The sequence below is a fragment of the Coleofasciculus sp. E2-BRE-01 genome, assembly GCF_040221695.1.
Taxonomy (GTDB): Bacteria; Cyanobacteriota; Cyanobacteriia; order Cyanobacteriales; family Coleofasciculaceae; genus Coleofasciculus.
Map to the genome: position 1 here is coordinate 19066 of NZ_JAVKEA010000205.1, position 21005 is coordinate 40070.

The 21005-nt window shown below is 45.6% G+C and carries 20 protein-coding genes, 1 tRNA gene and 1 pseudogene; 11 read left to right on the plus strand and 11 right to left on the minus strand.

Annotated features, from left to right (window positions below):
* Positions 1-125 precede the first annotated feature (125 nt).
* Positions 126-3788 carry a two-partner secretion domain-containing protein gene (locus RIG66_RS26935; RefSeq protein WP_446382108.1) on the minus strand — a complete coding sequence of 1221 codons (3663 nt, stop codon included), beginning with the start codon at positions 3786-3788 and terminating at the stop codon, positions 126-128.
* A gap of 183 nt (positions 3789-3971) precedes the next feature.
* On the opposite strand from RIG66_RS26935, the gene RIG66_RS26940 reads away from it, so the two are divergent.
* Positions 3972-4319, plus strand: coding sequence for a DUF433 domain-containing protein (locus RIG66_RS26940; protein WP_446382110.1), 348 nt, complete (start codon positions 3972-3974; stop codon positions 4317-4319).
* Positions 4301-4567 (plus strand): annotated as a pseudogene (locus tag RIG66_RS26945) (DUF5615 family PIN-like protein); the annotation flags it as partial. The gene RIG66_RS26940 and the pseudogene RIG66_RS26945, both read left to right, overlap by 19 nt.
* A 213-nt stretch (positions 4568-4780) precedes the next feature.
* Here RIG66_RS26945 and RIG66_RS26950 read toward each other — a convergent pair.
* A complete protein-coding gene (locus RIG66_RS26950; protein ID WP_446382112.1) occupies positions 4781-5656 on the minus strand; it encodes a carbohydrate ABC transporter permease in 876 nt (291 codons plus the stop codon).
* Between the two features lie 420 nt (positions 5657-6076).
* Between RIG66_RS26950 and RIG66_RS26955 the strand changes: the two genes are divergently transcribed.
* The 5 genes from RIG66_RS26955 to RIG66_RS26975 all read left to right on the plus strand — a co-directional run bounded on the left by RIG66_RS26955 (position 6077) and on the right by RIG66_RS26975 (position 14722).
* The gene (locus RIG66_RS26955; RefSeq protein ID WP_446382114.1) at positions 6077-10324 is read left to right on the plus strand and encodes an EAL domain-containing protein; all 4248 of its coding nucleotides are present in this window, start codon (positions 6077-6079) and stop codon (positions 10322-10324) included.
* Between the two features lie 455 nt (positions 10325-10779).
* On the plus strand, positions 10780-11862 hold the full coding sequence (locus RIG66_RS26960; RefSeq protein WP_446382115.1) for an AAA family ATPase: 1083 nt from the start codon (positions 10780-10782) through the stop codon (positions 11860-11862).
* Positions 11855-12550, plus strand: a complete 696-nt coding sequence (locus RIG66_RS26965) for a DUF3226 domain-containing protein (protein ID WP_446382117.1) — start codon at positions 11855-11857, stop codon at positions 12548-12550. Before RIG66_RS26960 ends, RIG66_RS26965 begins: the two co-directional genes overlap by 8 nt.
* A 278-nt stretch (positions 12551-12828) precedes the next feature.
* On the plus strand, positions 12829-13710 hold the full coding sequence (fabD, locus tag RIG66_RS26970) for an ACP S-malonyltransferase (RefSeq protein WP_446382119.1): 882 nt from the start codon (positions 12829-12831) through the stop codon (positions 13708-13710).
* Positions 13711-14083: 373 nt separating this feature from the next.
* Positions 14084-14722 carry a lysophospholipid acyltransferase family protein gene (locus RIG66_RS26975; RefSeq protein WP_446382121.1) on the plus strand — a complete coding sequence of 213 codons (639 nt, stop codon included), beginning with the start codon at positions 14084-14086 and terminating at the stop codon, positions 14720-14722.
* A gap of 44 nt (positions 14723-14766) precedes the next feature.
* Here RIG66_RS26975 and RIG66_RS26980 read toward each other — a convergent pair whose 3' ends face one another.
* A complete protein-coding gene (locus tag RIG66_RS26980; protein ID WP_446382123.1) occupies positions 14767-15270 on the minus strand; it encodes a DNA recombination-mediator protein A in 504 nt (167 codons plus the stop codon).
* Between the two features lie 189 nt (positions 15271-15459).
* Between RIG66_RS26980 and RIG66_RS26985 the strand changes: the two genes are divergently transcribed.
* A tRNA-Val gene (locus RIG66_RS26985) sits at positions 15460-15533 on the plus strand.
* On the opposite strand, the gene RIG66_RS26990 is transcribed toward RIG66_RS26985, so the two are convergent.
* Both RIG66_RS26990 and RIG66_RS26995 read right to left on the minus strand, forming a co-directional pair.
* Entirely contained in the window at positions 15507-15656 is a 150-nt protein-coding gene (locus tag RIG66_RS26990) for a hypothetical protein (protein ID WP_446382125.1), read from the minus strand. The genes RIG66_RS26985 and RIG66_RS26990 overlap by 27 nt on opposite strands.
* A 49-nt stretch (positions 15657-15705) precedes the next feature.
* On the minus strand, positions 15706-16311 hold the full coding sequence (locus RIG66_RS26995; RefSeq protein WP_446382127.1) for a transposase: 606 nt from the start codon (positions 16309-16311) through the stop codon (positions 15706-15708).
* Positions 16312-16901: 590 nt separating this feature from the next.
* Here RIG66_RS26995 and RIG66_RS27000 point away from each other — a divergent pair.
* Positions 16902-17168, plus strand: coding sequence for a type II toxin-antitoxin system RelE/ParE family toxin (locus RIG66_RS27000; RefSeq protein ID WP_446382129.1), 267 nt, complete (start codon positions 16902-16904; stop codon positions 17166-17168).
* Between the two features lie 137 nt (positions 17169-17305).
* On the opposite strand, the gene RIG66_RS27005 is transcribed toward RIG66_RS27000, so the two are convergent.
* Positions 17306-17632, minus strand: a complete 327-nt coding sequence (locus RIG66_RS27005) for a hypothetical protein (protein ID WP_446382131.1) — start codon at positions 17630-17632, stop codon at positions 17306-17308.
* A 552-nt stretch (positions 17633-18184) separates the two neighbouring features.
* Between RIG66_RS27005 and RIG66_RS27010 the strand changes: the two genes are divergently transcribed.
* Positions 18185-18418, plus strand: coding sequence for an AbrB/MazE/SpoVT family DNA-binding domain-containing protein (locus RIG66_RS27010; RefSeq protein ID WP_446382133.1), 234 nt, complete (start codon positions 18185-18187; stop codon positions 18416-18418).
* Entirely contained in the window at positions 18406-18852 is a 447-nt protein-coding gene (locus tag RIG66_RS27015; protein WP_446382135.1) for a type II toxin-antitoxin system VapC family toxin, read from the plus strand. The genes RIG66_RS27010 and RIG66_RS27015 overlap by 13 nt, the downstream gene beginning before the upstream one ends.
* On the opposite strand, the gene RIG66_RS27020 is transcribed toward RIG66_RS27015, so the two are convergent.
* From RIG66_RS27020 to RIG66_RS27040, 5 genes are all read right to left on the minus strand, one after another.
* Positions 18817-19107, minus strand: coding sequence for a PIN domain-containing protein (locus RIG66_RS27020; RefSeq protein WP_446382137.1), 291 nt, complete (start codon positions 19105-19107; stop codon positions 18817-18819). The two genes, RIG66_RS27015 and RIG66_RS27020, sit on opposite strands and share 36 nt — an antisense overlap.
* A complete protein-coding gene (locus tag RIG66_RS27025; protein WP_446382139.1) occupies positions 19104-19388 on the minus strand; it encodes an AbrB/MazE/SpoVT family DNA-binding domain-containing protein in 285 nt (94 codons plus the stop codon). The genes RIG66_RS27020 and RIG66_RS27025 overlap by 4 nt, the downstream gene beginning before the upstream one ends.
* A 306-nt stretch (positions 19389-19694) precedes the next feature.
* Positions 19695-19844 carry a hypothetical protein gene (locus RIG66_RS27030; protein ID WP_446382141.1) on the minus strand — a complete coding sequence of 50 codons (150 nt, stop codon included), beginning with the start codon at positions 19842-19844 and terminating at the stop codon, positions 19695-19697.
* Positions 19845-19848: 4 nt separating this feature from the next.
* Complete coding sequence (locus RIG66_RS27035) at positions 19849-20055, minus strand: hypothetical protein (protein WP_446382143.1); 207 nt, start codon at positions 20053-20055, stop codon at positions 19849-19851.
* 89 nt (positions 20056-20144) lie between these two features.
* Entirely contained in the window at positions 20145-20642 is a 498-nt protein-coding gene (locus tag RIG66_RS27040) for a papain-like cysteine protease family protein (RefSeq protein ID WP_446382145.1), read from the minus strand.
* Positions 20643-21005 lie beyond the last annotated feature (363 nt).

A 21005-nucleotide genomic window follows, 5' to 3' on the forward strand; every position in this document is an offset into this window, starting at 1 on the left:
TTGACGCTAATTTTTGCTAATAAGTATCTGGACATGAATTTTGTTCACTGAGTAAAGACGTTTAAGATACCTCAATCCCTTGTCCTCATGCTAAACTTTGATTGTGTCAGACTCCTTAGCCACACTTAGTCACAAAAACTGGGATTAACCCATAACCTTTTAGGCGTAGCATTGGGGATAGATGCGGTTAAAGTAATATTTCCCTCAGCATCAATGACCCAGCCATTCGCTTCCACAATTTGACCATTCGAGGCATTTTGCGCTGGGATTGTTGTTCGGTGTACCTGAACCGATTCATCTGCATCTGATGCCAAGGGAATCCAATCCACTAGCACGGCTTCCCCCCGCAATAACTCACTAGGTTTTGGCGGTAAACCCCCGCGTCCCGTCATCACAAACTGACTGCGGTTGTCCACTACATCAGCCCGACAAACTTGAGCCACCAATCCGCGCACATCGATAGGTTGAGTGGGTAATTGGGTTAATCCGCGACTGGGGTCAATATTGGGTGTATTCAGGACTACATCCCCCTCTAAGCCAAATTGGGAACTAGCTGTAATATCACTTTTCGGCGTCCGTTGGGGACGAAATTCTAATCCAAATATATTTTGGGCGGTGATAGTAATATTGCCGCCATTTCCGCCAAAAGCATCAGCAACAATATCGCTATTTTCATCTTCAATAGCGACGACAAATTCTGTATCAATGTCAATATTCCCCCCATCACCTTGACCGCCAAAGGCTTCTGCCGAAATCAGGCTATTGCGGCGCATTTCGATTAAATCCTCTACCTGAAGATTGATATTCCCACCCTCACCGGAAACCGTTTTGGCAATCAACGCGCCCCGATTATCCAGAGTAATGGTATCTGCTTCAATTCTCATCCTACCAGCATTACCTGTAGCCGCATCCGGAAACGTGATATTTAGTCCCGCACCAAACCCATAGGTTCCACTACTAAACCGGGCTAAGTCTTCCTGAGTCGTGCCCGTGGAAACCGTTATCCTTGCCCCATTTTTCACCACCAGTTGTGGTGTTTGCACCTCTATATTATTGCCATCACCAGCACCAAACCCTTGAGAATATAAGCCACTCGAAATCCTCCCGGCTGATGTACCCTTGAGTTCGATAGATTCGGAAGCGTTAACCGATAAACTCCCAGCTTCACCTACCCCAAATGTGGACGCAGATAGAACAGCGCCATCTTGAACACTCAAGCGCTGAGTATTAATGGTTAAGCGTCCTCCCCGACCAAATTCTATCGTATCCGTCGATATAGCACTAGGAATACCCCGGATAGCAGATACGCCTATCACATCCACCGATTCAGCCGCATTAATGGTTAAATTTCCGGCATTTCCTAAGCTAAACGATGTAGTACCTATTCCTGCACCATCTTGCACAATTAAGCGTCGCGTCATTAAGGTTAAGTTTCCCGCATCACCCGCACTACGAGTTGCCGCCCCTAAAAAAGAAGGATACTGCTCATCCGGAGTTGTACCACTCAATTCTATGGAGTCAGCAGCATTCACAATTAAATCTCCACCCTGACTCTGGCTAAAGGTTGTGGTTGATATTCCTGAACCGTCTCGGATGGTTAAACGTCCGGTATTAACGTGGATAGTTCCAGCATTACCAGTGCTGTAGGATTGAGTATATAAGCCACCCGGAATATTGAACGGTGTTGTGCCAATTAATTCCACCGCATCAGTGGCTTGTATCGTTACATTTCCCCCTTGTCCTTGACCCAAACTATAGGCTGATAGTTCTGAACCATCTTGAATAATCAATCGTCCCGTTTTTATCGTCACCTCTCCCGTTCCACCTGTTCCTATTGTGAAGGTTAATAAGGAACTGGCTGGACTATTCAGGGGTGAACCGGGCGCATTGATAATTGTAGTTTGAACCTCTGGTGGCAAGGTGGCAGCAAAGTCTTCCAGAGGAGGAATGATAGTAATTAATGTGTTCAGTAATCGGCTATCGGCTTGGGTTCCACTAAGTTGAATCGTATCCGAAGCTGTTATGGTTAAATCTCCGGCTTTAGCCGCGCCCAAAGTACCGACAATAACTCGTGCGGCATTGTTTAAGGAAACTGTATCCGCTTCAATCGTAATATCTCCCCCTTGAACAGGTATCGGGGAAAAGGGCAACAAACTAGCACTGAGGATGAGACGATTATCCCACGCGATCGCACCTTGACTGGCTAGCTTAATGGTTCCACCTACTGCCCCAATGGATAAGATATCTGAGGTGATGATATCTCCTGCCCCAATTAAGGTAATATCGCCACCATTACCCGGTGGTAACGGTGATGACGGGGATATAGAGGATGTGTTTATCTGCCCATTGATGGCAATACCGCTTCTGGAGTCGATGACAACTGAACCACCATTCCCGGATAAACTCCCTGTAGTAATTGCGCCACTGAATCCAGGAACACTGGTTAGTTCATTGACATTGATGACACCACCGGGTAACCCAGGATTAGGCTGATATTGATTGGTTAAAAATACCAGTCCTCCGGGGTTGAAGATGCCACCAATCGTAATATCAGCACTTGTGGGAATTCCCACGGGATTAGGTAAAGGCGGAAAAATAATCCCTGTAGCTGGGATACCCTGAATATCTGGGATATTAAATGCTGTTGTCCCCGCCCGAATATCTAAGGTGGGTTGAGTTTTGCCATCAACTAATACAGTCGTGCCATCTGACAGGGTAACGGTTTCTACGATACCATTAACCGGGTCGGGAGACTGGATAATAACGTCCCCTGAAATCGTGACACTTCCTCCCGCCAGAATATGCAGTGAAGCGCCTTGATACCCGCCTAACACTACATCCCCACTGGCGCGAATAACAGGGTCTTCTGGACTGGTTAATTGTCCCCAATTCCCCTCTAAATCTTCTAGGAGAAAACTGCCCCCGCTTGTATAATGAGCATTCCCTTTAATTGGATTCGCTGAACGCAAGACTAAATCCCCACCCGAATAAAGTCCACTATTGGCATGGTTTAACGCCGAAATCTCGATACGGTTAGCCCCTTCTACCTGTAACTGATTTCCCGCCGCTGCGATAAAGGGATTGCTGATTGTATCCTGCATGATTACCGTATCTTTGGCGATTAGATTTAAATCCCTTCCCGCAGAAACTTGACCTTGTAAAGAGAGATTGCCTGCGGCTAAGGTTAAATCTTGCCCGACAACTAAGTTCCCCCGATTGGTAATAGACGCATTTGGCGCATTGTTCCCATATTGCAAGCCTGGGGTAACATTAACCGTCAGCAAAGGTGGGGCTTCCGGGTTCGTGGTGCTAAACGTCAACCCATTCTCAAATACTACAGAATTAGCTGTAGTTCCCACAAAGGAACCCGGTACATCCAGACGCGCCCCTTCACCAAAGATAATCCCATTCGGATTGAGTAAATATAACGACGCTTGTCCATTAACGCCCAAGGTTCCTAAGATGTTCGATATATCATTCCCAGTAACCCGACTGAAAATCGTATCAATCCCCGCCGGATTCGCAAAATAGACGCGCCCCCCCTCGCCCACATTAAATTCTAAGAAACTGTGGAACAAATTAGTGTCGCGAATTGCCCCCCCTTCAATCAAATCGGCTGGCAAATCTTTGATATCCACATTCGGTGTGACGATAGACTGTTCAACCCCTAGAGTAGTATCCGGTTGAATCTGCGCTATTGCAGGTGCAGCGACAGGAGCGATCGCGCCCCATCCTGCTAAAATCAGGCTTAACTCCCATGGTCTATGCCACAACCCCTGGCTTGCCATATCCGTCGATGGTAGATGATCTTGAAGAAGGCACTATTATACCTCAACTCAAGTCTAGATCATTTAAAACCGAGGGAACAGGGATATAGTCGGGTGGGCAATGCCCACCCGCTTGACGGGCGATTCTCTGCTAGGATGAAGCGTGGCTAAAATTGCTTATTCTGTATCGTCATCCAACTATTTATGCAACTCGAAGATTATTTTAATTTCCTCGCCCCTAACGACATTCGTCTCAAAGGAACTAGAGTAGGCATAGAAACCATTCTTTATGATTTCATTCATCGCGCCCGTACTCCAGAAGAAATTGCCCAAACTTATCCATCCCTAACCTTAGAGCAAGTCTATGCGACAATTCTCTATTATCTCCATAATAAAGAAGCTGTCAGTAAATATTTAGCCGACTGGTTAGAGTGGAACCACCAGCAAGTTAAAGCACAACACCTTAACCCATCGCCTACGGCTATTCGGATGCGGAAACTTAGAGCAGAACAAAGAAAGAAAGAAAAAGAAGAATGCTCAAGTATCTCCTAGATGAAAATGTAGACCCTAGCTATAAAATTCAACTACTAGGGCTAAACCCCAATTTAATTGTGTGGGCAGTTGGGGAACCGAATACTCCTTCAAGAGGAACATTAGATCCAGAAATATTGCTTTGGTGTGAAGAGTACAATTTCATTCTAGTTACAAATAACCGGACATCTATGCCAGTTTATCTCAACGATCACATTGCCCAAAACCATCACATTCCTGGTATTTTCATTCTTAATCCAAACTTGAGTAAGTAGGTGGGGACAATTAAAGTTAACGGTGGGGAGCGTCATTCGTCATTCGTCCTTTGTAAGGATTTGACACTTGTTAACATTTCTTAGTAGAGCGAACAGAATTTATGTCCAGGTACTTATAAGCTAAAGCTGACGGGGTAAATCTTTGAACCCGTTTTAACGGGTTTCAGCTTTTAGCCAGAACTTTAGTTCTAGGCTTAAGGAGCGTGCTTAACTGATGCGATCGCGCCCTTGAGATACCTTAAGATTAAGCAGGGATAATCCCAGAATCACCAAGAACAGCACTAATCCAATCGTGCAAGCATAACCGATTTCCAAATCCGCAAACGCTTGCTCATACAAATAATAGACCACCGTTTTGGAACTATTGCGGGGTCCCCCTTGGGTCATGATATAAACTTCTTCAAACACCTTCGTCGCCGAAATAGCCGAAATGACGGCAACCAAAGCCAAATAAGGGCGCATTAAGGGAACCGTAATATCCCAATGTTTCCCATACCCATCCGAACCATCCAACGCCGCCGCTTCATAGAGTTGGTCAGGAATTGATTGCAAACCTGCCAGATAAATCACCATGTAGTAGCCTAACCCCTTCCACACCGTTACTGCCATAACACTAAAAATCGCCCAATCTGGACTCGTCAGCCAGGGAATTCCCTCTTTAAACCCAATCCAACTGAGTATCTGATTAAATAAACCATTTTCCGCATAAAGCCACCGCCACGCAATTCCCGCCACCACCATCGAAACCACCACGGGAGTGTAATACGCCGCCCGAAACCAGCTTATCCCGCGCAGTTTCTGGTTGACCAAAATCGCTAATCCTAACGGGAGTGCGACTAAAATTGGCACAACGCCAATCAGATATAACACCGTGTTCCCCACCGTTTGCCAAAATACTCGGTCTTTCCCCAAGCGTTGCAGATTCGTCAAGCCCACCCATTCAGGCGTTTGGGTCAAATCATAGTCGTATTGCGTAAAACTGAGGTAAAAGGCTTGACAAGCGGGCAAAAATACAGTCAATCCCAAAATAACTAGGGCGGGGAGCAAAAACAGGTACGGCGTAAACTTGGGCGGGATGACCATTGAATCCTTTGACATCTGACATGAAAATTATTAGGGAAAACGAAAAATTAAGGATTATAGTGTAGCCTAGCTAACAGTTTCCTATTCTTAACCTTAGTGTAATCTTATTAGTTACCTCACCATAACCCAATATGCCCTTATCTAAGCTGGTGATGTGGGTGGTGAGGTATTGGCGTTCTCATCTAGGCAAGTCTAAATGTAAACCTCTGTCTCAATCCTGGATATCTGTGCCAGTAGTGCTAGATGGGAGGTTGCTGACGTAAGCTTATGCAGTAAGCGATGCGATCGCATACAGCAGGCTTAGGTTGATTCGATCTATTTTTCACGGTGCTATCTATCATCAACCCGATTATTGTCTTGGGCGAGGTAAATAACGTTAGGCGATGCCTGAACAGGAGTTGCGTTTAAAGCTTCTACCCCTTGACGCCATCTGTCTTATCCCAACGCGAACGGGGGGAGTTAACCCGGATTGAGGATGAGGGAATTTCCCCGCACAATACATTGGAGTTTTATGCAGCCGTGAAACATTTAGAAGTAAACTACAGCCATTTATTGGAAAAAGATACACAACCCGAACTAAAGACAACCGTACTGGAACTTCTCAGTATCCCGACACATCCACAATCGAGCCGGAGAGGAGACAGTGACACCCTATTGTGGCAAACGCTAGTGCAATCCATTCCCCTACCCTTGGTTATTGCCCGCTTAACCGATGGTGTTATTCTGTATGCTAACGATCATTACGGCTCGACCTTTGATCCCAGCCAACAGAAGAGTTCCAGAGTCAATCAACCCGTTTGCGATCGCCAAACTCTATCCTTCTATCACGATCCCGCCCAACGACAAAGACTATTACAGGTTTTACTTAGTCAAGGCTATTTGCGGGATTACGTGGTCAAAATGCCGAGTCACTATGGCAAGCCGATTTGGAGCCTAGTTTCTCTGCAACGGTTAACCGTTAAGCGGGAATCCGCCTTTCTTGCCATTTTCCAGCCGATTACGGACAACTCGCATCACCACGAATCCCTCCAATCCTTACCCCCATCACCTCAGGAAACAGCCCCATCACCCCAATCAACACGCCGCCCGTTAATTGCTAATGCCGTGTGTGAACAGGAGGTCAAATTTTGTACCTTAGCCGAAACCATTCCTGCCGCTGTCCTCATCTACACAGGCAATCAGTTAGTCTATGTTAATTCCATAATCTGCGAAATTACAGGATACAGCCAATCGGAATTATTAACCATGGATTTATGGGACTTGCTGCATCCGAGTAGCCATGCCTTCATGCCGAAACAATCCCTAAGTGAAAAGGCGCAGACGGGAGCAAAACGTCGCTATGAAGTGCAAATCCTAACCAAAACCGGTGATAGGCGCTGGCTGGATACGAGTACCCGGATCATTGAGTTTCAAGGAAAACCTGCCATCCTCTTAAGCGCCTTTGATATCAGCAATTACAAACAAGCTGAAGGGGCTTGGCAAGAAAGTCAGCGCACCCTAGCCACACTGATGGGCAATCTGCCCGGGATGGCGTATCGGTGTCGGGCGGATAATCAATGGACAATGGAGTTTGTCAGTGAGGGCTGTTTTAATCTGCTGCACTACAATCCCTGTGACTTGGTGGAAAATCGGGCATTAGTGTTCAGTGACGTGATTCATCCAGAAGACCGAGAACGGGTGAAGCAGGATGTGCAAGCCGCCGTTACCGAAAAACGACCCTATCAACTCGAATATCGGATTATTACAGCCACGGGGATTCAGAAATGGGTTTGGGAACAAGGGTGCGGCATTTTTTCTCGCCACGGAGAATTACAGGCGTTAGAGGGCTTTATTACGGAGATTACCGAACGGAAATGGGCAACAGACGCCCTAGAACTCTTGCAAACCATGACCCAGGCGATTGGTGAAGCCCCAGATTTTCAGTCAGCCTTGTATGCCACCTTGAGCAAAGTGGGACAAGCCACCCATTGGGATTTGGGCGAAGCTTGGGTCAAACGTGCTGATGGGAAGGTTTTAGCATGTTCCACAATTTGGCGCAGAAGAGAGGAACAGCTTTTGAAGGCAGAGGGTAAGGAGCAAGGTGGAACGGTAAAAGGAAATGATAACAGTTTAGGCGGACAGGATCGGACATCTACTCACACCCATAAAGGCGCGGCGTCTCCCTATCCCCCTGTCTTAGCGTCTGAGGCGTCCACCCGGCAAGACTTTTGCCATTACAGTCCCGCCTTTACCTTTGCTTTAGGCTGTGGACTACCCGGACGAGTGTGGGCATCCCGTCGCCCCGAATGGATTCCCGATGTGTCCCGTGCGCCTCATTCCTCCTTCGTGCGCTCCTCTATGGCAAAAGCTTGTGGTCTTAAAGCGGGCTTTGCGGTGCCAATTATCGCTCATGACCAGGTTCTGGCAGTATTAACGTTTTTCCGGTTTGAATCGCGGCAAACAGATCGGCGTTTGGTAAACTTGATTTCTACCGTAGCCGCCCAATTAGGGGTAGCGATTGAGCGCAAACAAGCGGAAGTGGCGTTGCGTTCCTCTGAGGCGGAGTTGCGGGCATTATTTGCGGCGATGACGGATTCTATCTTTGTCTTGGATAGTCAGGGACGTTTCCTGAAAATTGCCCCGACGAATCCTGACCCGAGGCTATTGCCTGAAAATGCCAATGAGTTCGTGGGCAAAACCCTGGATCAAGTTTTTGCCCCTACTCAAGCCGATCACTTCTTGACCTATATCCAGGAAGCGATCGCCACGTCTTCGCGTCTGAATATTGAGTATAGCTTACCCCTGCGCGATCGCGAGGTTTGGTTTGCGGCGACGATTTCCCCCACCTTAGAAGACTCCGTGGTTTGGGTAGCACGGGATATTACGGAACGGAAACAGGCAGAACAGGCATTAAAACAAGCAGAAGCCAAATATCGCAGTATTTTTGAGAATGCCTTGGAAGGGATTTTCCAATCCACGGCTGATGGGCATTATATTAGCGCCAATCCTGCCCTTGCCCGTTTATACGGCTACTCCTCTCCCGATGAATTGATGGTGCGACTGACAGATATCGAACATCAGCTTTATGTTGATCCCCAGCGACGGGCGGAGTTTAGTCGGCTGTTGCAAGAAAATGATGCGGTAGCCGATTTTGAGTCCCAAGTCTATCGCAAAGATGGCAGCGTGATTTGGATTGCCGAAAATGCCCGTGCGGTTCGGGATATGACGACAGGGGAATTGCTGTATTACGAAGGTACAGTCGAAGACATCACCGAACACAAATTAGCAAAAGACCAACTGCAAACCCGAGCGTTTTACGATACATTGACCGGATTGCCCAATCGGGCGTTATTTATGGATCGCTTAAGTCATACCGTAGAGCGAGCCAAACGCCATCCCACCTATCGCTTTGCCCTACTCTTTTTGGATTTAGATCGGTTTAAAGTGGTCAATGATAGTTTAGGACATTTAGTTGGCGATCAACTGCTGATTGGCATTGCCCGTCGCTTAGAATCCTGTTTGCGGACAGAGGATACAGTGGCGCGATTGGGTGGAGATGAGTTTACCATTCTGCTGGAGGATATTGAAGATATTCACCATGCAACCCGCGTAGCGGAACGAATTCAGCAAGAATTAGCCGCCCCATTTAATTTAGATGGACATGAAGTCTTTACCGGGGCGAGTGTCGGGATTGTTTTAAGTCGGGAGATCCGAAAGGAGGGGGATATCACCAACTATGATTGTCCCGAAGATTTGTTGCGGGATGCCGATACCGCCCTCTACCGGGCAAAAGCATTAGGACGCTCCCGCTATGAGATATTTGACCTGACGATGCACCAAAATGCCCTCAGCGTCTTGCAGTTGGAAACCGAATTGCGGCGGGCGGTGGAAAACCATGAATTTGAGATTTACTATCAGCCGATAGTCTCTCTCTCAACCCATCAGATTGCTGGGTTTGAGGCACTATTGCGTTGGCATCATCCCAGCCGAGGATTAGTGTATCCCGGTGAGTTTATCCCCATGGCAGAGGAAACGGGATTAATTATTCCCATGGGGTGGTGGATGTTGCGCCAAGCCTGTCGTCAGTTAGAACTTTGGCATGATACGGTTGAGGACAGTGAACTTAATGAAGAATTGGCTGATCAGTTGACGATTTATGTCAATCTTTCCAGCAAACAGTTTCTACAACCGGAACTCCTAGAACACCTGGACAAAATTCTGCACGAGACGCATCTACATCCGAGTCATTTAAAGTTGGAAATTACCGAAAGCTGCTTACTGGCAGACCCAGAGATAGCGGAAGAACGGCTCAAAGAATTACGCGATCGCCAAATTGGGTTATGTATTGATGATTTTGGTACAGGCTATTCGTCGTTAAGTTATTTACATCGATTTCCCATTGATACGATTAAGATTGATCAGTCTTTGATTAGTAATATTAGCATCGATGTTCAAGGGCATTGTGAAGCAGGCATGATCAATCGCACCAAAGGATTACCCCTGCAAATTGTCCGCACAATTATCATGTTGGCAGATAGTCTGGGAATGAAGGTTATTGCCGAAGGCGTAGAAACAAAAGAGCAATTAACCCAACTGCGGCTGCTGGATTGTGACTATGCTCAAGGGTATTTATTTCAAGCGCCCTTAGATGCGTTAACGGCGGGAAAACTCCGCGTTGATCCTAAATGAGATGAAGCGGATTCAGTGGGCGCCCTCAGATGATGATTCACCCATCCATCAAGAGCGCCAAACGATATAGGTTTAATCGCATTGAAAAGCGTGCATTTTATCACCGAAACCCTTGATATACCGTAGGGTGGGCATTGCCCACCAGAATACAAGGAGCGTACCATTCGATATAAGTTTATATACCCACCAAGAGCGCGATCGCCAAACGACACAGGTTTCATGGGTTTCCACCACCAGTGCGATCGCTTATCCTAAATCGAATGTCACTGACTTAAGCTGGGTTCGTAGTAGGCACTAAAGTGCCAGAAGCGCTAACGCGCTTACTACAAACTCTAAAGTCAGTGGCATTCATCCTAAATTCTAGAAGCACAAATCAGTTAAGATAACCATGAGGCTGATCATCTCCAACGAACTCCTCCAAACCATCCAAACGTCCACAGGTGGATTACTGGCTGATGTTAAAATACATTGAAATCATTAATTTTAGAGGCTTTGAAGCAACCAAATTTTCTGGATTTAAGAAAGTTAATTTAATTGGGGGTCAAAACAATGCTGGTAAAACGGCTTTTCTAGAAGCAATTTTATTGAATAATTGTCCTAAATCGAAAACTATTATAGAACTGAAGCGGATAAGGAAAGAAGCATCAGACGTCGAGAAAGCTATGCCAGAGCGAGCCTGGAATAGTTTTTTCTTTAATCAAGATAAGCAAACAAAGATAAAAATAACTGGAACAAGTATCCAGAATGTCAGCACTATTGTTGAAATACTGGTTTGTCATTCTATTTCGCTTTTAAAAGAAATTTTGGAAGATGAGGAAGAAGCTAGAAAGTTGATGACTCTGATATCTAAAAATGAACTCATTTCGTCAGTTTTGCAAGTTCGAGTCATCCAAGATAATCAAGAAATATCTAAGTATCCTGTTATAGCAACTTCAGATGGAATTTTGCTCCATGATATACCCGATTATAAGAATCTGCCTATCCTTCCATCTTTTGGAAGACTGTCAAATAAAGAATTAACGGAGGAGTATGACAAAGCTCGTTTAAATGACAAAGATGAGGAAATTATCAAAGCTTTTAAAATATTAGATCCTTCGATTGAAACAGTAGAGAGTTTTTCTATTGGAGAACCAACACTCTACTTAGTCAGGAAAGAGCAGAAAGGACGGTTGCCACTTTCCTTGTTTGGAGACGCGATTAATCGCGTAGCAGCGATCATACTCAAGCTCATCAATAACGACTATAATTTTTTGTTAATTGATGAAATAGAAAATGGGATTCACTATACTAAACAGGGAGAATTTTGGGAACACTTATTTAAATTAGCTTCTGAATTAGACATACAAATTTTTGCCACAACCCATAGTTTAGAGATGATTAAAGCTTTTACAGCGACAGGCGTCAGTAAATATCCAGATATGGGTGCCTATTTTGAAATTGCCAGAAAGCCTCGCAATCATTCAATTATAGGAATTAATCGTGATCTAGAAACACTAAAATATGCTATAGAACATGGCAAAGGGGTGAGGGGTGAGTAACTTACTTATCGTTGAGAGCAAAAATGATAAGTTGTTCATGGAAGCCTTGATAGATAACTTAAATTATGATATTTCCATAGAGCCTCCCATTTGCATCAATGACTATGAATGTCTGGAAGGATTGAGTCAATCAAAACTGACCAATGCTCTCAAAGCTTTAGCAGCCGATATTCAGAAAAGAGATATACAAAAGGTTGGTATTGTCATAGACATCGATGATTTTTCTGTGGATGAGCGAATTCAATGGGTGAACGAATGCATTAATCAAGCTTTTACGAATAGTGCAAATTTATCACAAATAGGAAAATTCATGGAAATTAGTACGGCTACTGGAGAGGTGATCAAGTTATCCTGCTATTTTACCAATGTCAATGGTAAAGGTGAATTGGAGACTGTCCTAAAGACTATTAAATCTCAGGATTCTACGTTTGCTGATTGCTTAGAGAGTTGGCAAAATTGTTTAATAAATCAAGGCAAATCAATCACTGATAAAGAGTTTGATAAATTCTGGGTTAGTCTCTACATTAGATTTGATACTTGTTCAAAAAAAGAGAAAAAACAAGCGGAAAGAAAATGTAGCATGAAAAACTTCGATTATATCATGAAAGAAAAAGTTTATATTTTTGATTTAGAACACCCTGTACTAGAAGAATTAAAGAAATTTTTAAGGATTTTTACGGACGAGTAGATATAGAGTAACGCTGATGCCACCAACGCACACGATCAGCGCGATCGCTCAATTGGGTTAGGTATGGATAACTTGAGTACAGATTATTTGTCCTTCATAGGACTTACGGAAAGCCTCTATGTGTAGGGTGTGTTAGCGTAGCGTAACGCACCTTTGCCACTGATTTCCGATTAAGCATTGACAGTAGGACAAGTTTGAGTTAAGCGTCAATGAAAGATGCATTCCGCGCATTTCTGCTGAGATAATGAATACCCTGACCAACACGAAGGAATAACAAAATGACTAAAACTGCATGGGTGTTTCCAGGACAGGGTTCTCAAGCTGTCGGTATGGGAACCGACTTAGCCGATTTACCCTTGGCTCAAGCCAAATTCGCCCAAGCCCAGGAAATCTTAGGCTGGGACGTGCTAGAACTGTGCCAGAGTTCCGACGAGAAATTGTCTCGCACTCTCTATACTCAACCCTGTCTCTATGTCATCGAAAGCATCCTAGCCGATATTATCCAGGAACGCGGACATCAACCACACCTCGTCGCGGGTCACAGTTTGGGCGAATATGTCGCACTCTACGTGGCGGGTGTCTTTGACTTTGAGGCGGGGTTAAATCTAGTCAAACGTCGTGCTGAACTAATGGATAGTGCCTCAGGTGGCATGATGGCAGCTTTAATTGGATTTAATCAAGACCAGCTTAACGAATACATTCAGCAGCATGATGATGTGGTATTAGCTAATGATAATAGTCCAACCCAAGTGGTGATTTCTGGAACCCCCGATGCGGTAGAAGCATTATTAAGTCAAGTAAAAGCCAAGCGAGTCGTGCGGTTAAATGTATCTGGGGCGTTTCACTCACCGTTCATGGCATCAGCCGCGACGGAGTTTCAAGGAGTGTTAGAGTCTGTTCCCTTTAGTGACGCGAAGATTCCCGTGTTATCCAATGCAGAACCCACACCTGCCACAGAAGCGGCTGTCCTCAAGGAACGCCTCCAACATCAAATGACGGGAAGTGTGCGCTGGCGAGAAATTTCCTTACACCTGTCAGAGGAAGGGATTGAGAAAGTGGTAGAAATTGGTCCGGGGAAAGTTCTCACGGGTTTAATTAAACGGATGTGTCGGGATGCCGCCTTGGAAAATATCGGTAGTTTATCGGATTTACCTGCTTAAACGGCTTACTCAAATTTACTCAGATTAGCTCCATCATGAAAAACCGGATACTCAGAGTGGGCGAGATGCTCGCACTACAACGGTTTTCTGTTGCACTGTAGCCTCCTATCTTCTGCCTCCTGCCTTCTTCTGCCTTCTGCCTCCTGCCTCCTGCTATAAAACCCGATAAAATCATCAAATTGGTTGTTAATAACTGATACTCTAATACAACAGCCCCAAATCTGGGGATTATGTTTAAGTCGATTTGTGGCAATAAACCCAAATCGATTACATTTTGTCAATAGTCCGTAAATCATAACGAATGACCAATGACCAATGACCAATGACCATCTCCACGGTTAATTGAATTTTTCCCATCTACTTAGGATGTTCTGTGACTAGAAACCGCGAACCCTTTGCTAGCCTAATTCTCTACCACGCCTTTAAATGGTCGGTAGTCAGCCCAGTGCTTAACATTTACCTACGAGGTCACATCCATGGTGCTGAACATGTACCGATGGATGGTCCACTCGTCGTAGTCAGTAACCACGCCAGTGACTTTGACCCACCGATTTTGTCCAATTGTGTGCGGCGTCCAGTAGCATTTATGGCAAAAGAGGAACTATTTCGGGTTCCGGGACTCAAACAAGCTATTCAGTTATACGGCGCTTACCCAGTGAAGCGGGGCGCAGCAGACCGGAGTGCCATTCGTGCGGCGATTGAGTGTTTATCCCAGGGGTGGGCTGTGGGTGTCTTTTTACAGGGAACGCGCACCCCAGATGGTCGTATCCCTGAACCCAAGTTAGGTGCTGCCTTAATTGCAGCGAAGGGAAACGCCCCTCTATTACCCGTGAGTATATGGGGGACTCATCGCGTTTTTCCCAAAGGATCACCGATACCGCGTCCTGTACCCGTAACCGTGCGAATTGGTCAACCCATTGCCCCCCCAGCTTCGACGAAACGACCTGATTTAGCCGCCGTGACTCAGAGGTGTCAAGCTGCTATTCATGCTTTACATGATTTAGGACGATGAATTAGATGCGATAAATCGCATCGGGTACAGGACGTGCTTTTCGGTTAATCAAAATAGAAAATTGTCACCACCTTGCGTTGTTCCTCTGCCTCCTCACAGGTTCTCAGCAAGGTTTTGCTGTCATGAAAGGCGAAGCAAACAAGCTGTTGACATCGGGAAATGATTTCGGAGTTACACAACGCACTGGCTTCTGCCAGAGACAGATGATCATTTTCTGGATTTTCTACTAAGTGCATCACTTGTTGGAGTTGAACTCGCGACTCCCGTGGCTGGCGTTCTAAGCTTTGGGGCAAAATGACCGTCAGCAAATTCGGGTCAGCACGCATCGCACCACGAATTGCGGCTGAGTTCGTACCTGTTGCGCCAGAGGTCATCAGACGATTGCCACCTAGAACCAAGGCATAACTCATCATCTCGATCAGATGTTGATGGGTAATGGGTACATGACGCGATCCTAACAGGGCAATCCGCTTAGAACCTGTTTGCTGGATTGTCGCAAGTTCTTGCGCTAAGGTATCTACACCGGAGATTTCTACTGATTGATTCAAAGATGCTGGTTTAGGCTGAACAACCTAGGTATTTTAGCAAAACCAGCGACAGTTAGAACTATTAGCTCGCAAAAAGGTGGCGAGAATGCAGGGATGCAGGGGGGTGGAGGGAGAAAAACTATTTTGGCTTGATCCGATTTGCTTGCCACTTTTCTAAGAGTCGTGCTACAGTAAGATACTGTTTGGTTCGGACGCATAGCTCAGTTGGTTAGAGCACCACGTTGACATCGTGGGGGTCACTGGTTCGAGTCCAGTTGTGTCCATTTAATTGTTAATGGCGAGTAGTATCGCGTATCTGGGGAAAAGGACAGACGCGATCGCAATCCTCTCCTATCCCTAAACGCGATCGCACCTTTTGATCGAACAGCTTCTATTCCCGGTGACATAGTGTATCTGGGTTTTGAGGGAAAGGGTGCGCCTGTCGGTGAATCCGATTCAGAATGGCAAATCTATCAAAAATTGTTGATTGTTTGAGTCAAGTAGGGGATTTTCTGGATCATTCTTCCACTGTTGGGGATTATTAATGATGTATTGTCGAACTGTGTTTAGGGAATCTTGTTCACGCAAAATTGATTCATAGTAATTGCGCTGCCATATCGGTGGATTTGAGGTTTGGCGGATAGTGTTAATCCTGATGGTGACGGCGGATTTAAATCCAGCAACAAATGAGGAAAGTGAACGGGGTTTACGCGGAGGAATGACTGATTGTTTAGAAGAGCGGTTTTTAGGTGTTGGTAAGGGCGCATGTCTATGCGCCCCTACGGTATTGGTGTCAGTAATGATGACAATGCCATGGACATGATTGGGCATAATTACCCATTGATCTAATTGCAGGCTTGGTCTGATTTGACCTGAGTTTATCCATTCTTGGGCAACGATTTTACCAATTTGGTTGAGATATATTTTGTCGTCACGAATATCTCCAAACCAGCATTGTCGTTGGTAAGTACAAATAGTGATAAAATAGGCTCCAGGTTCGGCGTAATTGTATCCCTTGAGCCGAATCGAACGGCGATGATTTTTTTGCGGATCAAATTTCATGGTCAAAAAGGTGGTTGATGATGTTGGGTGGATAAAAATTGGGTAAGGGTGTCTGTGGTGGTGGAATAGGGGCAGGTTGGGTTTTACAAATACGGATATGAGAAATATGTAGGGGCGCATAGATGTGCGCCCTCATCCTATCGGTGAGTACCAGAATGCCATGAATGGTGATTGGATTTCGGTTCAGATCGATTTTGTCGTTGGGAATCTGCCTGAATCAACAGGTATTGAAAGAAAGGAGGGCGTGTCCTTAATATGGGCAAGGGCGCAAAGCGAAAGCGCCCCTACTGGCTTTACACAGCTAAAATTGTGGAATAGATTTGACCATTGAATCGGGCGCAAGTCTTTGCGCCCCTACAGTGTTGCGGCTAATGCTTAATTCATCAAATAAGGTGTGCCACGCCACTACTGGACTGACACAGCTAAAATGATGGATTAGATGTGACGATTGAATCGGGCGCAAGCCGCTTAATTTTGATTTGTGTGATAACGTTTCAACAAAACCCGCCCTGACTCAAAATGGAGATGTGTTTTAGGCGATCGCTCTGTGTAAATCCAAACATCCCCAAGGCTTTGATTCCATGTGCATAATGAGCAAATATATTTTTAGTGCGCCAGCTCGTCAAGATTTAAGGCAAATAAAAAACTATATGGCACAGTTTAGTTTAAGTGCAGCTAGTCGTTTTCTTGATGCTTTTGAGGAAAAATGCCGTTTATTAGCGGATTTTCCGGAAATGGGACGTTCTCGTCAGGAACTCGCTCCTAGTTTACACAGTTTACCTGTGGATAAATATGTCAACTTGCTTGGTTTGCAGCCATTTTTTTTGCTTCTAGGACTTCCATTCGTGCTAGCGTAGTTGCAGCTTCTGCTAGATACAGTGCAGTCATGGCTCGAATTGATGGGTCATTCTCCCGACGCAGTTCTTGGGAGAGGGTAAAAACTCTCGTTCTATAGGCTTCGATAGATTCTGAATCGATTGCGTATTTCATCGGTTTAACTATCCATGTTATGTGATGTGACTTGGATTCTCAGAAGTTGACGTTCGGCTTCTGAATAGATATATCGTACTTTTAAAAGTTCTCTAGCTAAGAGTTCCACTTCCTGTTCGGCTTCAGGTGGATTTAGTGCTGGATGTTTGGCAACAGCTATATAGTTGCCTAATGGCAAGTTATAGAAATGAGCATCAGCAAACCGAAGATTGACAGACTGTTCGTCGTAAATCAGTCCGTCTTTTTTGACAAGTGCGATAACTGCTACACCGTCAATTGAGGTCATGGCGACTGCTGCCTCATTGCGAATCACAATTAATATATCTGACATATCCTCATTTTACAGCCAGGTAGCACTCTCGACCCGCTTGCATTAATTAACAACACCAGAAACAGGGCGGGTTTAGTCACATCGAGGTGCAACCGAAAAGATAGTAGTAAAACCCGCCCCTACAGAGGATTGGGTCGCCCTTTATTCAATTGGCGGTGTCAAACGGTGTTTTTTGAGCGCTTATATGCTTTCCTGGATAAGCTTCCATCGCACTTTGGTGGGGAATCGCTTCTATTCCTGGTGAGATGGTGTATCTGGGGAAAGGGGTAGGGCGCGATCTGCTGTAGGCTCTACTCGCTTCGCGATCGCACGCTGGGGATAGAGAAAGTGCGATCGCGTGGAAGTCCAGGTATTTGTAGGGGCGGGCGCGAGCCGTTTAATTTTGATGTTTGTGACAACTTTTCAACAAAACCCGCCCTGACTCAAAATGGAGGTGTGTTTTAGGCGATCGCTCTTTTGATCAGGGATTGGCGCTAACCGGGAGGGAGAGGGCGATCGCACTCTGATTCCATGTCAAGATAGTATTGAAATCAAACGATTCAGGTTTCGCCGATGACTGTGGCTCAAGTGAGTAGCAACTATGAAATTGAGATTCCGGTAACGATTCGAGAAGCATTAAAGCTGAAACCGGGGGATGCCTTAGAAATCAAAGTCGTGGATGGTGCTGTGGTGATGATGCCCGTTCCCAGTTACACATCGCGCCTGTTTGCCAAGCATCAAAATCTTTGGCAGGGGGTGGATGCTGTTGCCTATATTCGTGGGGAACGGGAGTCATGGCGCGATTAGATGACCTTGATGGGGTTACGATCACTCTCGACAGTGTGATTTTCATTTATGCTTTAGAAGGAAATCCAGAGTTTGGCGAACTAGCTCGGAAAATTTTGGAGATGATTGAGCAAGGGAAGTGCCAGGGGGTTGCCTCTGATTTGGTGCTGGCTGAATTAATGGTTAAACCCTTGCGAGATGGATATCCTGAGATTGCCGAAGAATATGCTCAGGATTTACCCCGTTTTCCTAATCTGAGGTTTTGCCCGGTGACTCAGGTGGTGGTGATTGCAGCCGCCCGGTTACGAGGGAATAGCAATTTGGGCTTGATTGATGCTCTACATTTAGCGACGGCTGTGGAAGCTGGATGCAGGGTTTTTCTAACCAATGATGCTACACTTCGTTATCCCAACGCGGGTTTAGAGATTTGGATGCTTCGAGATATTGAAGATTGATGGATTGAGATCATCAGAAATTGGTACGTATTCAGGGGGAGGCGCGATCTGCACACCTAAATCGATCAATTGAGTGACTATCGTATCAGGATCTTGACCTCGTTCCGCCAGTTTAGAGAGAGTTTCTGCCCAGTTAATGGCGCTAATAACGGCTCCTTGTACTAAGATTTCAGCAAGGCGATCGCTCCCTGGTTCTCCTTGGAGATAGGCAAGAAGAGCAGAGGCATCCAGAACAGCACAAGGGTTTTGACTCACGAGTCACTCTCCCGACGCGCTTGTTGGCGACGCTCTTGAATGAGTTCATCGGCTAAACTAACATCGGGAGCAATATCTTTGAATAATCCTTGAAGTTTTTGGACTTGTTCGTGCAAGCTGACTAGGCGTAGGGTTTTGTCAGCTTCTACTATCAGAATAAAACGATCGCCTTCTTTCAAGTTGAGCTGCTTCTGTAGGGCAACTGGAAGAACTAAGCAACCTTCGGCTCCTAGTTGGAGGCTATACTGCTCTAAGGGTTGAGAGGGTGATATGGAGTTCATTGATAGATTCTGTTATATCCTTCATGTTTCCTACAATACCAGAGCTTTGTTTTGTCGGAGCGATCACACAGGGTTGATCAAACAGCTTCCATTCCTGGTGATAGGGTGTATCTGGGGAAAGGGAAAGCGCGATCGCACGTTTAGCAGGCGATCGCTCTTTCGGAAAAAAACCGGGGCGATCTGCTGTAGGCAGCAGCGCTTCGCTATCGCACTTGGGAGACTATCACCTTTAATTCAGGTGTAGGGGCGACCCGCTTGCACTAATTAACAATGGTGTCCGCTTAATTTGATCGGGTCGCCCTTTATTCAATTGGCGGTGTCAAACGGTGTTTTTTGAGCGGTTATATGCTTTCCTGGATAGGCTTCCATCGCACTTTGGTGGGGAACGCTTTTATTCCTGGTGAGATGGTGTATCTGGGGAAAGGGGAGGCGCGATCGCAACTCCTCCATGCTCATTTTTCTAGCTGACTTGGGGTTCCAGGAAACCTTCCTGCCAAACTCCCACATTCGCCGGAAGTTCAACAGCTTGATGGTTGTGGAATTTTGCCACTAACTTTGATATCTTCAGGGCTACTATTGGGTTAAATTTGAATACGTTTAAGAACGAATCATCTCCCTGAGTGACTTGAATTGGGTAATCGGCAATTGGCGTTGTTTTTACAGTCATGGTAAATTGATGGAGGTCTGTGCCAATTTTTACTCTGATATTAAAGTTTCCCCAGTTTTGTGTAGGTTTAATTGAAAGTAATTGTACATTCATTGTTGGCTTCTCGAAAAAACGGCTTCAGTTGTCCAGTATTTTAAAAAGTTATCTATTGTCATTCTATATCGGCTTCCTTGCCAAGGGTCACGAATTAAGGCATATCCAGCAGCATCAATACCATCAACTACGACTAAATGTCCTATTCCTGCACCCATTTCCCAAAGGACAGCCGCCCACGATCCGGTTGTGTTTAAAATCTCAAAGAGTTGGGAATGTGTAGCACCTGGTAGCTCCAATGAACCGCCTTCCCACTGGCGGGACGGATTGGGGTCGAGGGTGTTAAGCGCTATTGCCAGTACCTGACAACTTACTGGTATTCCAGTTATTGTCTCAATCGCGCTTTGACTACTATTAATTTTACGGTCTTTTAAGAGCATTGCGCCACAGGCGATTCCACAAGATAAATCCCCTTGCTGTTCTATGACAGATGGATCGAGAATTTCGTCAATGACGTGCCAATTACCTCCAGCACCTGCTTGTTCGGGATACATCCTGTCGTTTTCCTATACCCATTGTATTGCTGGTAAGAGTATAGGTGATGACTGAGATGGTGTGAAAATGATGGCAGACTAAGGAAGACGCGATCGCAATCCCCACCCATCCCCAAACGCGATCGCATTCTGGGGATAGAAAAGGTGCGATCGCGTGGAAGCCCAGGTATTTGTAGGGGCGGGTTTAGGTGCTTGATTTTAATGTTTGTGATAACTTTTCAACAAAACCCGCCCTGACTCAAAATGGAGGTGTGTTTTAGGCGATCGCTCTTTTGATCAGGGATTAGCGCTAACCAGGAGAGAGAGGGCGATCGCACTTGGGAGACTATCACCTTTGATTTGGGTGTAGGGGCGACCCGCTTG

What these genes read in the sequence shown, in the direction of transcription:
- RIG66_RS26935 (WP_446382108.1), bottom strand. Translation starts at nt 3,788, where the DNA reads ATGGCAAGCCAGGGGTTGTGGCATAGACCATGGGAGTTAAGCCTGATT.
- RIG66_RS26940 (WP_446382110.1), top strand. Translation starts at nt 3,972, where the DNA reads ATGCAACTCGAAGATTATTTTAATTTCCTCGCCCCTAACGACATTCGT.
- RIG66_RS26950 (WP_446382112.1), bottom strand. Translation starts at nt 5,656, where the DNA reads ATGGTCATCCCGCCCAAGTTTACGCCGTACCTGTTTTTGCTCCCCGCC.
- RIG66_RS26960 (WP_446382115.1), top strand. Translation starts at nt 10,780, where the DNA reads ATGTTAAAATACATTGAAATCATTAATTTTAGAGGCTTTGAAGCAACC.
- fabD (WP_446382119.1), top strand. Translation starts at nt 12,829, where the DNA reads ATGACTAAAACTGCATGGGTGTTTCCAGGACAGGGTTCTCAAGCTGTC.
- RIG66_RS26990 (WP_446382125.1), bottom strand. Translation starts at nt 15,656, where the DNA reads ATGTCACCGGGAATAGAAGCTGTTCGATCAAAAGGTGCGATCGCGTTT.
- RIG66_RS26995 (WP_446382127.1), bottom strand. Translation starts at nt 16,311, where the DNA reads ATGAAATTTGATCCGCAAAAAAATCATCGCCGTTCGATTCGGCTCAAG.
- RIG66_RS27000 (WP_446382129.1), top strand. Translation starts at nt 16,902, where the DNA reads ATGAGCAAATATATTTTTAGTGCGCCAGCTCGTCAAGATTTAAGGCAA.
- RIG66_RS27005 (WP_446382131.1), bottom strand. Translation starts at nt 17,632, where the DNA reads ATGTCAGATATATTAATTGTGATTCGCAATGAGGCAGCAGTCGCCATG.
- RIG66_RS27010 (WP_446382133.1), top strand. Translation starts at nt 18,185, where the DNA reads ATGACTGTGGCTCAAGTGAGTAGCAACTATGAAATTGAGATTCCGGTA.
- RIG66_RS27015 (WP_446382135.1), top strand. Translation starts at nt 18,406, where the DNA reads ATGGCGCGATTAGATGACCTTGATGGGGTTACGATCACTCTCGACAGT.
- RIG66_RS27025 (WP_446382139.1), bottom strand. Translation starts at nt 19,388, where the DNA reads ATGAACTCCATATCACCCTCTCAACCCTTAGAGCAGTATAGCCTCCAA.
- RIG66_RS27030 (WP_446382141.1), bottom strand. Translation starts at nt 19,844, where the DNA reads ATGAGCATGGAGGAGTTGCGATCGCGCCTCCCCTTTCCCCAGATACAC.
- RIG66_RS27035 (WP_446382143.1), bottom strand. Translation starts at nt 20,055, where the DNA reads ATGACTGTAAAAACAACGCCAATTGCCGATTACCCAATTCAAGTCACT.
- RIG66_RS27040 (WP_446382145.1), bottom strand. Translation starts at nt 20,642, where the DNA reads ATGTATCCCGAACAAGCAGGTGCTGGAGGTAATTGGCACGTCATTGAC.